14 protein-coding genes are annotated in these 12,522 nt (G+C 73.5%); 3 read left to right on the forward strand and 11 right to left on the reverse strand.

The annotated features are described in order from the left end of the window. Positions 1 to 4: 4 nt before the first annotated feature. Genes amaP through ACIBBD_RS21615 form a run of 5 tightly spaced genes read right to left on the reverse strand, consistent with a single transcriptional unit; the run spans position 5 to position 2,363 of the window. Positions 5 to 631: an alkaline shock response membrane anchor protein AmaP gene (gene amaP, locus ACIBBD_RS21595; protein WP_399421085.1), complete on the reverse strand. Its 627-nt coding sequence runs from the start codon at positions 629 to 631 to the stop codon at positions 5 to 7. Then, positions 628 to 1,275 carry a DUF6286 domain-containing protein gene (locus ACIBBD_RS21600; RefSeq protein WP_399421086.1) on the reverse strand — a complete coding sequence of 216 codons (648 nt, stop codon included), beginning with the start codon at positions 1,273 to 1,275 and terminating at the stop codon, positions 628 to 630. The genes amaP and ACIBBD_RS21600 overlap by 4 nt, the downstream gene beginning before the upstream one ends. Further along, positions 1,272 to 1,655 (reverse strand): Asp23/Gls24 family envelope stress response protein, encoded by a 384-nt coding sequence (locus ACIBBD_RS21605; RefSeq protein WP_399421087.1) that lies wholly within the window; start codon positions 1,653 to 1,655, stop codon positions 1,272 to 1,274. Before ACIBBD_RS21605 ends, ACIBBD_RS21600 begins: the two co-directional genes overlap by 4 nt. Further along, entirely contained in the window at positions 1,652 to 1,837 is a 186-nt protein-coding gene (locus ACIBBD_RS21610; protein ID WP_399421088.1) for a hypothetical protein, read from the reverse strand. The genes ACIBBD_RS21605 and ACIBBD_RS21610 overlap by 4 nt, the downstream gene beginning before the upstream one ends. A 43-nt stretch (positions 1,838 to 1,880) precedes the next feature. Beyond that, positions 1,881 to 2,363, reverse strand: coding sequence for an Asp23/Gls24 family envelope stress response protein (locus ACIBBD_RS21615; RefSeq protein ID WP_399421089.1), 483 nt, complete (start codon positions 2,361 to 2,363; stop codon positions 1,881 to 1,883). Positions 2,364 to 2,450: 87 nt separating this feature from the next. Here ACIBBD_RS21615 and ACIBBD_RS21620 point away from each other — a divergent pair, with 87 nt between their 5' ends. Beyond that, entirely contained in the window at positions 2,451 to 3,164 is a 714-nt protein-coding gene (locus ACIBBD_RS21620) for a nucleopolyhedrovirus P10 family protein (RefSeq protein WP_399421090.1), read from the forward strand. Between the two features lie 3 nt (positions 3,165 to 3,167). On the opposite strand, the gene ACIBBD_RS21625 is transcribed toward ACIBBD_RS21620, so the two are convergent. From ACIBBD_RS21625 to ACIBBD_RS21635, 3 genes are all read right to left on the reverse strand, one after another. Beyond that, entirely contained in the window at positions 3,168 to 3,971 is an 804-nt protein-coding gene (locus tag ACIBBD_RS21625; RefSeq protein WP_399421091.1) for an enoyl-CoA hydratase/isomerase family protein, read from the reverse strand. A gap of 161 nt (positions 3,972 to 4,132) precedes the next feature. Next, on the reverse strand, positions 4,133 to 4,354 hold the full coding sequence (locus tag ACIBBD_RS21630) for a helix-turn-helix domain-containing protein (protein WP_004002281.1): 222 nt from the start codon (positions 4,352 to 4,354) through the stop codon (positions 4,133 to 4,135). A gap of 334 nt (positions 4,355 to 4,688) precedes the next feature. Further along, the gene (locus tag ACIBBD_RS21635; protein WP_399421092.1) at positions 4,689 to 6,287 is read right to left on the reverse strand and encodes an ABC-F family ATP-binding cassette domain-containing protein; all 1,599 of its coding nucleotides are present in this window, start codon (positions 6,285 to 6,287) and stop codon (positions 4,689 to 4,691) included. A 243-nt stretch (positions 6,288 to 6,530) separates the two neighbouring features. Between ACIBBD_RS21635 and ACIBBD_RS21640 the strand changes: the two genes are divergently transcribed. After that, complete coding sequence (locus ACIBBD_RS21640; RefSeq protein ID WP_399421093.1) at positions 6,531 to 6,944, forward strand: VOC family protein; 414 nt, start codon at positions 6,531 to 6,533, stop codon at positions 6,942 to 6,944. A 23-nt stretch (positions 6,945 to 6,967) separates the two neighbouring features. Here ACIBBD_RS21640 and ACIBBD_RS21645 read toward each other — a convergent pair whose 3' ends face one another. The 3 genes from ACIBBD_RS21645 to ACIBBD_RS21655 all read right to left on the reverse strand — a co-directional run bounded on the left by ACIBBD_RS21645 (position 6,968) and on the right by ACIBBD_RS21655 (position 10,808). After that, positions 6,968 to 8,446, reverse strand: coding sequence for a hypothetical protein (locus ACIBBD_RS21645; protein WP_399421094.1), 1,479 nt, complete (start codon positions 8,444 to 8,446; stop codon positions 6,968 to 6,970). A gap of 472 nt (positions 8,447 to 8,918) precedes the next feature. Continuing rightward, positions 8,919 to 10,046: an alpha/beta hydrolase gene (locus ACIBBD_RS21650; protein ID WP_399421095.1), complete on the reverse strand. Its 1,128-nt coding sequence runs from the start codon at positions 10,044 to 10,046 to the stop codon at positions 8,919 to 8,921. Positions 10,047 to 10,106: 60 nt separating this feature from the next. After that, positions 10,107 to 10,808 carry a class II aldolase/adducin family protein gene (locus tag ACIBBD_RS21655; protein ID WP_399421096.1) on the reverse strand — a complete coding sequence of 234 codons (702 nt, stop codon included), beginning with the start codon at positions 10,806 to 10,808 and terminating at the stop codon, positions 10,107 to 10,109. A gap of 460 nt (positions 10,809 to 11,268) precedes the next feature. Here ACIBBD_RS21655 and ACIBBD_RS21660 point away from each other — a divergent pair, with 460 nt between their 5' ends. Further along, a complete protein-coding gene (locus ACIBBD_RS21660; RefSeq protein WP_399421097.1) occupies positions 11,269 to 12,507 on the forward strand; it encodes an anion permease in 1,239 nt (412 codons plus the stop codon). Positions 12,508 to 12,522: the final 15 nt, after the last annotated feature.

The following is a 12,522-nucleotide window of genomic DNA, read 5'->3' on the forward strand; positions in this document are numbered from 1 at the left end:
GGCCTCAGCCGACCCTCTCCGCCCGGTGCCTGGCCGTCCTCAGCCGACCGACCCTCTCCGCCCGGTGCCTGGCCGTCCTCAGCCGGACCTTCGCCGGGAGGGCCTTCAGGGCCGCCGAGTCCCTCGCGTGGGCCAGGGACTCGGCCGTCAGGTGGTGCAGGGCGTCCGCCGGGTTCACATGGGGCTCCAGCACGAGCCGCACACGGGCGTCGGGGGCGTCCCTGCGGCCCGTCAGGTGGGCGTGCGCCTGCGCCACGCCGTCCAGGCGGGCCGCGTCGGCGGCCAGCACGTGCTCCAGGGCCCGGCCTCTCAGCAGGGCTCCCGCGCCGTCGCCGGTGTCGACGAGGACCTCGTGGAGCCGGCGGCGGCGCAGGTTCGCGACCAGCCACCACAGGGCGAGCAGGACGAGGAGGGTGAGGACGGCGAGGACCACCGGCCACCACCAGGTCTCGGCCCGCCAGCGGGTGCGTTCGGCGGTGGTGAGCAGGACGTCGTGCGGGCCGTCGTGGATCCACCAGGAGGGCGGGGAGGCGCCGAGGCCGACAGCCAGCACCGCGCCGCCGACAACGGCCAGGACGAGCCCCACGAGCCCCAGTGCCACACGGTTGACCGTCCTGAGCACCGCCCTCACCCCTTCCGTCCGGGCCGGCGCACGCGCACCGACAGCGCGGGCGGGCGGGCCAGGCCCAGGCCGCGGACCGCGTCGCCGAGCACGGCGTCGAGGTCGGCGCGGACGTCGTCCACGTCGCGGAAGTGGGAGACCGCGCGGACGTCGGCCCGGCGGCGGCCGGTGCGCACCCGTACCGACTGCACACCGGCGACCTCCAGGGCCCGGTCGCGCAGCACCAGCGCGGCGGCGCCCCGGTGGAGGCCGGCGCGGACGTCGGGGTGGCTGCGGTGCATCGGCAGGAGGTCGCGCAGGCCCGGGGTGAGGGCGAGGGCTAGCAGCCACAGACCGAGGGCGGCGGCGACGCCCGCGCCGACGAGCACCCAGATGTCGTCCAGGGGCCGTTCGGCGAGCTGCCGGGCCAGTTCTCGGCGGGCGTACAGGGCGGGCCGGTGGGCGCGGACGGCGGCGATGTCGTAGAGGAAGGCGCCCGCCAGGCCCATGAGCAGGAACGCGACCACGGCCGCCGGGACGCGGCGCGTCGACCAGAAGCGGCCACTGCTCGCCGCGGGGGCCGCCCGGGTCTCCGGTACGTCCTCGGAATCCAGAGCCTTCTCCAGGACCGGCAGTCTTTGTGTGGTGCCCTCGGAGCTCCGGGGCTCGCTCATCGCGTCCTCCCGTGTACCGCGCCGTGTGCCGCCGTCGGGTGCAGCCGTTCGACCCGGACGGCGACCTCCGGGACCTTCATGCCCACCAACGCGCCTACCCGCTCGGTGACATGACGACGCACCGCGTGACAGCGCGGGCCGATGTCGGTCGGGTAGTCGAGTTCCAGATGGACGCTGATGCGGGCGACGTCGTGGTGGACGGCGACGGTGGCGTGCGGGTGGGCGGCCCCGGGCGGCAGCGGGCCGACGGCCTCGCGTGCCGCCTGGGCGGCGATCTTCGCCACGACCCGGTCGGCGATCCGGGTCGCGCCCCGCTCGCCCGGCGGGACCCCGGTCGGCCCGGTGCCGAGCCCACCGGTCCCCTCACTCACGTACGTCACCGACGTCTGTTCTCACGCGTACGGAAGAAGTCGCCGGGCTCCAGGTCCCCCTCGAGGAACCGGCCGACGACGAACCCGACGGCGCCCAGGGCCGCCACCAGCAGGAAGGCCCCGAACCCCCCGAAGTATCCGGCGAAGCCCAGTGCCACGCCGGCGATCATGCCGACCACGGCCATGTTCACGGTGCACTCCCCTCAGCGGTCCGGTTGTCCGGTTGCCGGCACGTCACTGGAGCCGGGACTCCGGCTCCTCGTCCTCTTCCTCGAGCAGCTTGACGTCGCTCACCGCGATGTTGACCTCGACCACCTCGAGACCGGTCATCCGCTCCACGGCCGCGATGACGTTCTCGCGCACGTCCCCCGAGACGTCGGTGATCGACACTCCGTAGTCGACGACGATCTCGAGGTCCAGCGCGGTCTGCACCTCGCCGACCTCGGCCTTGACGCCCCGCGTCACCGACTTCGACCCGCCGGGCACCCGGTCGCGCACGGCGCCGAAGGTGCGGCTGATGCCGCTGCCCATCGCATGGACGCCCATGACGTCCCGGGCCGCCAGTCCGGCGATCTTCTCCACGACGCCGTCGGCGATCGTGGTGCGCCCTCGGGAGGCGGGGTCTCCGCCGCCGCGACGGGCGGTCCTGCGGGTCTGCACGGCCTCGGAGCCGCTGTCGGGGATCTGTGTCCGGTTCTGCTCCGTTGTCTCACTCATCGCCGTACGTCCTTTTCGGTCGTCCTCCTTGGACCACCGTAAGCGCGGTTGCCGCGCGGCGCCCCAGGGATGCGGCAGGCTGGAGGAATGACGGCGGACAGATGGACGCGTGCGGTGCGCGAGCAACTGGGTCTGGGCAGGCTGCTGCCCCTGGGCGGGCCGCGGGACGGTGCGTGGATCGCGGAGCATGCGGCGGATGCGGTACTGCGGCGGGCGGTGCGGGGGATGCCGGGGGTGCGGCTGGGGCAGGTGCGCATCGCGGTGGCCGATCCGGACACCGTGTACGAGCCGGTCGTACCGCCTCCGCCGAGCGCGCTGCCGCCGGGACCGCTGCGGGTGACGGCGGACTTCGCGGCGGCGGCCTCCGAGCCGTTGCCGACGACGGCGGCCCGGCTGCGGACGGCCCTGGCGACGGCCGCGGCGGAGCGGCTGGGGCTGGTGGTGGCGGAGGTGGACCTGCGGGTGACCGCGCTCCTGGAGGAAGGCGCCGGGGAGGAGCCGCGGGAGGTGCGCGCTCCGCGGCCCTCCAGGGCGGTGCCGGAGGGCGACGAGGGGCGCGCGGCCGCGGCGGCTCTCTCCGTGCCCGGCGTGACGGGGCTGACCGATGTGCTCGGGCGGGCGGCCCGTGTCGAGGAGCGGCAGGACGGGACCGCCGCCCTGCCGCGTCGGCACGCGCGCGTGGAGATCGCGGTGGCCGCGGACCACCGGGCGCTGGACGTGGCCCGGGAGGTCCGCGGCGTGGTGTCGGAGGCGTTGCGGGATCAGCCGACGGTGACGGTGCTGGTGACGGCGGTGGGCTGAACGCTATTCGCCCACGCCGGCGAGGTCGCGCAGGCGTCGTGCCTGGGCGGCGCGCTCGGCGGCCCGCTGCTCGTCGTAGGAACGGTCGCCCGCGCCGCGCAGCAGCGCCTTGGTCTCGACGACGGCGTCCCGGGGCGCGGCGAGGATCGCCGCGGCCAGTTCACGGACCGTGGCGTCCAGTTCGGCCACGGGCACCGCGATGTTGGCGAGCCCGGAGCTCACCGCCTCCTCGGCGTGGACGAAGCGGCCGGTCAGGCAGATCTCGGCGGCGCGGCCGTAGCCGACCAGGGAGACGAGGGGGTGCGTGCCGGTGAGGTCCGGTACAAGGCCGAGGCTGGTCTCGCGCATGGCGAACTGCACATCGTCGGCGACGACGCGCAGGTCACAGGCGAGCGCGAGCTGGAAGCCCGCACCGATGGCGTGGCCCTGGACGGCGGCGATGGAGACGAGGTCGTTCCGTCGCCACCAGGTGAAGCCCTCCTGGAACTCCGCGATGGCAGCGTCGAGTTCGGTGTCACCGCTGCGCGCGAGGTCGATGAAGGACGGCTCGCCCTCGATCCCCTCGGGCGTGAACATCTGCCGGTCGAGGCCGGCGGAGAAGGACTTGCCCTCGCCGCGCAGCACGACGACCCGGACGGAGCCCGGCAGGTGCCGCCCGGCTTCGGCGAGCGCGCGCCACATCGCGGGGCTCTGCGCGTTGCGCTTGGCCGGGTTGGTCAGCGTCACCGTGGCGAGCGCGTCGTCGACGGTGAGCCGTACGCCGTCCTTGTCCAGCAGGGGAGCGAGTTCCTGGTCGGGCGAAGCCATGGGGCGCCTCCGATGAGTGCGGTCAGCAGAGCAGAGCTGCTAGCGATGCCAAGTGACTGCACAGTAACCACCCGGCCGATCTGGGAGTCCCCCGGGTCCCTCAAGGGCCCGGCAGGAGATCGACCGGGTGGCCACCATCGAAGCCGGTGGGCCGCCCGGGATCAGGACGAGGCGGCCTTCTTGCCCCGCGTCGCGCCACCACGCCCACGGAGCGTGACGCCCGACTCGCTGAGCATCCGGTGTACGAAGCCATACGAGCGGCCGGTTTCCTCGGCCAGTGCCCGGATGCTCGCACCGGAGTCGTACTTCTTCTTCAGGTCTGCCGCGAGCTTGTCGCGCGCGGCGCCGGTCACCCGGCTGCCCTTCTTCAGAGTCTCGGCCACCCGTGCCTCCTCATGGGAAGTGCGCTCTGGTCTCCTCATGATCACCCCTCCGGGGCGTGATGGCCACCCATTCGGCAAGGTCCGTGCGACAGGGTTGTGACGACAGGAGCGCGCCCCCACAAGTGGAACCTGTCATTCCACGCGGTGATGTTCGTGGGGCCGAACGGGTTCTTTCGCGAAGTACCAGGTCAGAGACGCACGACGGCCGATCCCTTGTCGACAAGGGATCGGCCGCAGAATCGGTGTAGGACACACCTCGATACGAGGAGATCTCACACAGATGATGGATCACCGGTAGGCGGAATGATCCATACACCGTGGATCACGCATTCGATCAAGCCAGGGCGACAAGATCCGCGTAGTCGGAACCCCACAGGTCCTCGACGCCGTCCGGCAGCAGGATGATCCGCTCGGGCTGCAGCGCCTCGACGGCGCCCTCGTCGTGGGTGACCAGGACGACCGCGCCCTTGTAGGTGCGCAGCGCGCCCAGGATCTCCTCGCGGCTGGCCGGGTCGAGGTTGTTGGTGGGCTCGTCGAGCAGCAGCACGTTGGCCGAGGAGACCACCAGGGTGGCGAGGGCGAGCCGGGTCTTCTCGCCGCCGGACAGGACACCGGCCGGCTTGTCGACGTCGTCGCCGGAGAACAGGAACGAACCGAGCACCTTGCGGACCTCCACGAGGTCCATGTCGGGGGCGGCGGAGCGCATGTTCTCCAGGACCGTGCGGTCCGCGTCCAGGGTCTCGTGCTCCTGGGCGTAGTAGCCGAGCTTGAGGCCGTGGCCGGGGACGACCGCGCCGGTGTCGGGCTGCTCCACGCCCGCCAGCAGCCGCAGCAGGGTGGTCTTGCCGGCGCCGTTCAGGCCGAGGATGACGACCCGGGAGCCCTTGTCGATGGCCAGGTCGACGTCGGTGAAGATCTCCAGCGAGCCGTAGGACTTCGACAGGCCCTCGGCCATCAGCGGGGTCTTGCCGCAGGGCGCGGGCTCGGGGAAACGGAGCTTGGCGACCTTGTCGGACTGACGGACCGCCTCCAGGCCGGCGAGCAGCTTGTCGGCGCGGCGGGCCATGTTCTGCGCGGCGACCGTCTTGGTGGCCTTGGCGCGCATCTTGTCGGCCTGCGAATGCAGCGCGGCGGCCTTCTTCTCCGCGTTGGCGCGCTCGCGCTTGCGGCGCTTCTCGTCGGCCTCGCGCTGCTGCTGGTACAGCTTCCAGCCCATGTTGTAGACGTCGATCTGGGAGCGGTTGGCGTCCAGGTAGAACACCTTGTTGACGACCGTCTCGACCAGGTCGACGTCGTGGGAGATGACGATGAAGCCGCCGCGGTAGGTCTTGAGGTAGTCGCGCAGCCAGATGATCGAGTCGGCGTCGAGGTGGTTCGTCGGCTCGTCCAGCAGCAGGGTGTCCGCGTCGGAGAACAGGATGCGGGCCAGTTCGACACGGCGGCGCTGACCGCCGGAGAGCGTGTGCAGGGGCTGCCCGAGGACGCGGTCGGGCAGGTTGAGCGCGGCGGCGATGGTGGCGGCCTCGGCCTCGGCGGCGTACCCGCCCTTGGTGAGGAACTCCGTCTCCTGGCGCTCGTACTGCCTCAGGGCCTTCTCTCGGGTGGCGCCCTGGCCGTTGGCGATCCGCTGTTCGTTGTCGCGCATCTTGCGGATCAGGACGTCCAGGCCGCGCGCGGAGAGGATCCGGTCGCGGGCGAGGACGTCGAGGTCGCCGGTGCGGGGGTCCTGCGGGAGGTAGCCGACCTCGCCTGAACGGGTGACGGTGCCGCCGGCCGGGATGCCCTCGCCGGCCAGGACCTTGGTCAGGGTGGTCTTCCCGGCACCGTTGCGGCCGACCAGGCCGATGCGGTCACCCTTGGCGACACGGAAGGAGGCGTTCTCGATGAGGATGCGGGCACCGGCGCGCAGCTCGATGCCGGAGGCGGAGATCACGGACAGACTCCAGTGCGGGGTCGTTGGCGGGATGGGCGGCTGAGGACGTTCCCGCCGTCTAATGCGCGAGGAGAATGGCCATGGGGGCCAGTCTAACGGTGCCGTGCAACCAGTTTTCCGGGGTTCGGGTGTTCGATCACCCCGCGCTCCTCCGCGACTGCGTGCGAGGGGCGTTGTCGGTGGGGGCTGCCAGACTGGGCAGTGGATGACATTTCCGGCGGGGATCACAAGGGAGTGATCGGCATGGCGGGGACGAGCGGCGGGCGTCCGAGCATCTGTCCGACGGTGCTGTACCGGGACGCGAAGGCGGCGATCCGGCAGCTCACGGAGGCCTTCGGATTCACCGAGCTGTCCGTGTACGAGGGTGAGGACGGCCTCGTCCTCCACGCCGAGCTGGCGCAGGGCAACGGCGCGGTGATGCTGGGCTCGAAGGGCCGCGGCGGTGTCTTCGACGCCGCGATGAAGGACGCGGGCCCGGCCGGGGTGTACGTCGTCGTGGACGACGTCGACGCCCACCACCGGCGGGCCGTGGAGCACGGCGCGGAGATCCTGATGCCCCCGACGGACCAGGACTACGGCTCCCGGGACTACATGGCCCGGGACGCCGAGGGCAACATCTGGAGCTTCGGCACGTACGCGCCCGACATACAGGGCTGACGGCCGCCCTCGGCCGTCAGGGGTCAGTTGCCCCCGGTGTGGACCTGGAAGGCGGCCCGGCGGACGGCCTTGGCCAGGGCCGGGTCGGGGTGGGCGGCGGCGAGCGCGACCAGGACCTGCACGGTGCGCGGGTGTCCGACGGCGCGCACCTCGTTCAGGAGGGCGGGGACGGTCGGCTGGAGCGCCGACTCCAGGTGCCGCACCAGCATCGGCGCCTCGCCGTGGTCGGCGACGGCCGCGGCGGTGTCGACCCACAGCCAGGTCGCCTCCTCCCGGGTCAGCACCTCGTGCGCGTCCTCGGGGTCCACCCCGTCGTGCTCGGCCAGCCACAGCAGCGCGTACGGCCTCAGGGCCGGCTCGTCGACGACGGCGCGGACGTCGGGCTCGGCGGGGGCTCCGACGACGCGCAGCGCCTCGAAGGCGAGGCCGCGCAGCAGGGCGTCCTCACCGCGGGCGGCCGACAGCAGCTCGGTGACGGCGCTGCCGACGGGGCGGGCGGCGAGCCAGGCGCGGTACTCGGCGCGGGCCGCGTTCGGGCGGAGCTGGGCGCAGCCGCGGAGCATCTCCTCGGCGGAGACCTCGATGTTGCCGGCGGGGCTCTGCGCGGCGACGCAGATCTGCTCCAGCTTGACCCACACCGCCCAGTTGCCGAGCGGGGTGAGCGTCGCCTGGCCGTCGCCGTAGGTCAGGGCGCCCACGGAGGCCAGGGCCCGCAGGGCCCAGTCGAGGAGGGGCGCGAGTTCGGCGGCCTGCGCCGGCTCCGCGGGGTCGGCGTCCGCGGAGGGGGCGGGGAGGGGGACCGTCGCGGGAGTCGCGGGCGGGGGCGCGGCCGGGGTCTCGGGGCTCGTGGTGACGGCCTCGGGGCCGTAGGAGACCTCGCAGCGCTCGGTGCGCAGTTCGGTGACGCGCTGGCGCAGGAGGTCGAGGAGCTGGTCCACGGGGACCGGGCCGGCGGACAGCTGGAGGAAGGAGAGCACCTGCGGCATGGCCGAGACGACCTCGGCGACGGCGGCGGCCTCCAGGTCGGCGGGTTCCGGGGTGGCGAGCGACCAGGCGTCGAAGAGGGCGACCCAGCCGCGCAGTACGGCGCTGTCGTCGCGGTCCCAGGCGCGCAGGCGCCAGCCGGGGCGGGCGCTGTCGCCGTGCACCTCGACGAGGCCGGCCAGGCGGGCGGTGTCCCAGTCGGCGCGGACCTGAGCCGGGGTCAGGCCGAGCTCCGCCGCCGCCCGTTCGGCGGTCGCGTCGGAGAGGGTGGCCTTGCCGTCGTCGGTCGCTCCGTTGCGGCCGGGGCCGAGGGCGGCGTCGGCCCAGCGGGCGACGCGGGCGGCGTCGGCGAGACCTGAGCGCGCCATTCTGGCCAGCTCCGCCGGGGCCGGGGTGCCCTCCGGCGGTCGGGGCGCGGGGCGGCGCGGGCGCCGCTGGTTCACAGCTGAGGGGGCGGCGGCCAGGGGTCGCGGGCGGACGAGTCGAAGCCTGGAGTCGCGCGGGATACGGGACGTCACGGGTGCAGTCTTCCGGTTGACGGTCCGAAAACCCAAACGGAACGTCACGGGGGGCTTGGGGAGGGGGGCGGGGATGGGGGTGGGAAAGGGTGAGAAGTGTGATCAAGCCAGTGGTACGGGCTTAAACGGAACCGTGGAGGGGTGGGCGGGGGCAGGACATGGGTCCGGGGTGGAGCGGGCTCCGGGGTGGAGCGTGGTGTGGTCGGGGGCGGTCGCCTCGCGCGCGGGTGGTGGATGGGTCGGGGCCGTGGCGGTGCGGCGAGCCCGTCGCGTGTGGGGCGTACGGCTGCCCGTCGGTGGGAGTGGGAGTTGGCTGTGCAGCGCTGAGCGACGGGCTGCGCCGCACCGCCACGACCCGCTCCCGGCGCCTCGCGGGTGCGGGAGCGTTCGGGGCGGTTCCACTCGCTCCCGCCGTCTCGGGGGTGCGGGAGCGTTCGGGGGCGGCCCGGCTGCTCCCGCCGGCTCGCGGGGTTCACATCAACGGCGTCAGGAAGCGGCGTAGGGCTTCTTCGTAGGGGGCGGGGTCGGCGTTCCACATGGCGGCGTGGGGGGCCTGGGGGACGCGGCGGAGGGTGATCAGGTCGGGGCGGCGGTCGGCCAGGTGGCGGGTGGCCGTCCAGGGGGCGACCGTGTCGTCGGGGCCGTGGAAGACCAGGGCCGGGACGCGGAGGTGGGACGGATCCGTGGCCTCGTCGGGGTGGCCGGCGGGCAGGCCCGTGCGGCCCTGGGCGGCGCGGACGGCCAGGGGCAGCAGCACGCCCGGGGTGTGGCGGGCGGCGGCCAGGGCGCGCAGGGTCGCCTGCCAGTCGAGGACCGGCGAGTCCAGGACGAGGCCCGTGACCAGGTCGCGCAGGCCCGAGCGGGCGGCGGCGCGCAGGGCCATGGTGGCGCCGGTGGACCAGCCGAGCAGGACGACGCGTTCGGCGCCGCTCCGGGCGGCGAACCGCATCGCCGCGTCCACGTCGCGCCACTCGCTCTCGCCGAGGTGGTTGAGGCCGTCCGGGGGGCGGGGCGCGCCGAGGTCGCCGCGGTAGGCGAGGGCGAGCACCGGGAAGCGGCGGCGGTGCAGGAAGCCGACGAGGTTGAGGGCGTGCTCGCGGGTGGTGCCCAGGCCGTGGACGGCGATCACCCAGGTGCGGCGGGCGCCGGGGACGAACCAGGCGGGCAGCGTGCCGAGCTCGCCGGGGATGTCGACGTCGGAGTAGTCGAGCCCGAGGGCACTGCCCGGGTCGCCGACGTGCAGGTTGGGGGTGAGCCACACCGCGTCGCCGGGATTCAGCGTGCCGTGGGTGACGCGTTCCAGGCGGCGTACGACCGTGTCGGCGGAGTGCGGCGCGGTGGCCAGGACGGGGCCGACGACCGCGTGGGAGCCGTTGCCGGCGAGGCCGTAGGTGCCGGGGCGCAGGGCGGCCAGATCACGGGTGAGCGTGATCTGGCCGGCCGCGGTGCCGTGGACGGTGAGGCGGGGTTCGGTGGGCAGGGGTCGGCCGGGCGGCGCCTTGAGTGCGGCGTCGCTGGCGAACCGGCCGACGGCGACACTGGCGGCGCCGGCGGCCAGGGCTGCGGTGACGGCGGCGGCCGTCGCGGTGACAGTGCGCACCCGTCCAGTGTCCTGGCCGATCCTGTTACCGGCCAGTGGTGCGGCGGGCGAAGGGTGCCGTCACCCCTTCTGGCCGTAGCCGCGCAGCCGCTCCCCCACCTCCGCCAGCTGTTCGTCGGTCAGGAGGGACGGCGTGCGGCCCGGTACTGACGACGCCGTCAGCCACAGCCGGCACATCCACTCCAGCTGGGCGGTGCGGTCGTAGGCCTGGTCGAGGGTGGTGCCGTAGGTGAGGGTGCCGTGGTTCTGGAGGAGGCAGCCGGAGCGGTCGGTGAGGGCCTCGAGCATGTTCTCGGCCAACTGCCGGGTGCCGTAGGTCGCGTAGGGGGCGACCCGGACGGGTCCGCCGAGGGCGCTGGTCATGTAGTGGACGGACGGGAGCACGGTCACGAGGGTGGAGACGGCCGTGGCGTGCACGGCGTGGGTGTGGACGACGGCTCGGGCGTCGGTGGTCCGGTAGACGGCGAGGTGCATGGGCAGCTCGCTGGTCGGGATCAGGGTGCCGAGCACCTGTCGGCCGTCGAGGTCGACGCCGGTGATGTCGTGCGGTGCGAGGCGGTCGTAGGGCACGCCGGAGGGTGTGACCAGGACGGTGTCGCCGACCCGGACCGAGACGTTGCCGGAGGTGCCCACGACCAGCCCGTCGGCGACGGTCCGGCGGGCCGTCACCACGAGCGCCTCCCACGCCCGCGTCTCCTGCGCGCTGGGTGCGATGTCCTTGCCGTCACGGGTGTTCCGCTGGTCTCGTCGCTGCTCAGCCATGCGGTGATCCTGCCAGGAGGGGCGCGGGTTGTGCCGCGGCCCGTACCACTTCGCCCGGCCGGACAGGGGCTGCGGCACCGCCCGGGCCGCTCGCTCCGGGCGCGGCACCGCCCGCCCCTGACATCGCATACAACCCGTACGGCCGCGAGCGGCGGTGCCGGGGCCCGAGCAGGGCGGCGGGCGGTCGCCCGGATCCGTGCGTTCGGCGGCGAGGGGACGGTCGTGGCGGGTGCCACGGCCGGGGCGGCGTGCGGGGTGACCAGAATCTCTTCGCCTGCTCCGCGGACGGGTCGGGGAGGCGCGTCGAGGGCCCTTGGCCGTGCGGCGCACGGGTCGCGGCGGTGGGGCGGGGTGGAAAGCATCCCTCCCGGTCACCGTGATGCCCGCCCCAGTTCACCTTCCGTTCACTCAGGTTACCTACGTTCAATCAGCCAATGACCTCGAACGATTGCCTGGGTAAATGGAAAGCTTCTCGCTGATCCTCGCGATTGTGGTGGTAACCGCACTCGCGTTCGATTTCACGAACGGTTTCCACGACACCGCCAACGCGATGGCCACGACCATCTCGACCGGTGCGCTCAAGCCCAAGGTCGCGGTGGCCATGTCCGCCGTGCTGAACCTTGTGGGTGCCTTCCTCTCGGTGGAGGTCGCCAACACGATCTCCAAGGGTCTCGTCGACGAGACCGGCATACGTCCTGAGGTCATCTTCGCCGCCCTGGTCGGCGCGATCCTCTGGAACCTGCTGACCTGGCTCGTGGGCCTCCCGTCCAGTTCCTCGCACGCCCTCATGGGCGGCCTGATCGGTGCCACCATCGCCTCGGCGGGCGTCGGCGCGGTCCACGGCGACGTGCTCGTCACCAAGGTCCTCATCCCGGCGATCGCGGCCCCGCTGGTCGCGGGCGTCGCCGCGATGCTCGCGACGCGTCTGTCGTACTCGCTCGGCCGCAAGGCCGACGGCAAGGCGGCGGAGAAGGGTTACCGCGCGGGCCAGATCGCCTCGGCCGGCCTGGTCTCCCTCGCCCACGGCACCAACGACGCGCAGAAGACGATGGGCATCATCACCCTCGCCCTGGTCGCCGGCGGCGCCGTCGCCCCCGACTCCGACCCGCCCCTGTGGGTCATCCTCTCCGCCGGCATCGCGATCGCGCTCGGCACCTACCTCGGCGGCTGGCGCATCATCCGCACCATGGGCAAGGGCCTCACCGACCTCCAGCCGCAGCAGGGCTTCGCCGCCCAGACCAGCGCGGCCACCGTCATCCTCGCCTCCTCCCACCTCGGCTTCTCCCTCTCCACCACGCACTCGGTCTCCGGTGCGGTGATGGGTGCGGGCCTCGGGCGCAAGGGCGGCGTGGTCCGCTGGTCGACGGCGACCCGGATGTTCGTGGCCTGGGGTCTGACCCTGCCGGCCGCGGCCCTGGTCGGCGCGATCGCCGAGTACGTGACCGGCTTCGGCGACTGGGGCACGGCGGTCGTCGCGGTCTTCCTCGTCGGATCCAGCGCCGCCATCTGGAAGATCTCCCGCCGTGAGGTCGTCGACCACACCAACGTCAACGACTCCGAGGAGCCGGCCGGCGTGGTGACCGCGGCGATCGCCGCGGTGACCCCGCCTCCGGTGGGTACGGTGGCCGACGACCTGACGGCCACGATCCCGGCCCCCGCGAGCGAGCCGGCCCCGCCGGCCGCCACCACCACCGTCTGAGCCCGGCCCCCAGGT

Origin of the sequence: Streptomyces sp. NPDC051315 (assembly GCF_044455165.1) — a bacterium.
In the GTDB taxonomy this organism is placed as follows: domain Bacteria; phylum Actinomycetota; class Actinomycetes; order Streptomycetales; family Streptomycetaceae; genus Streptomyces.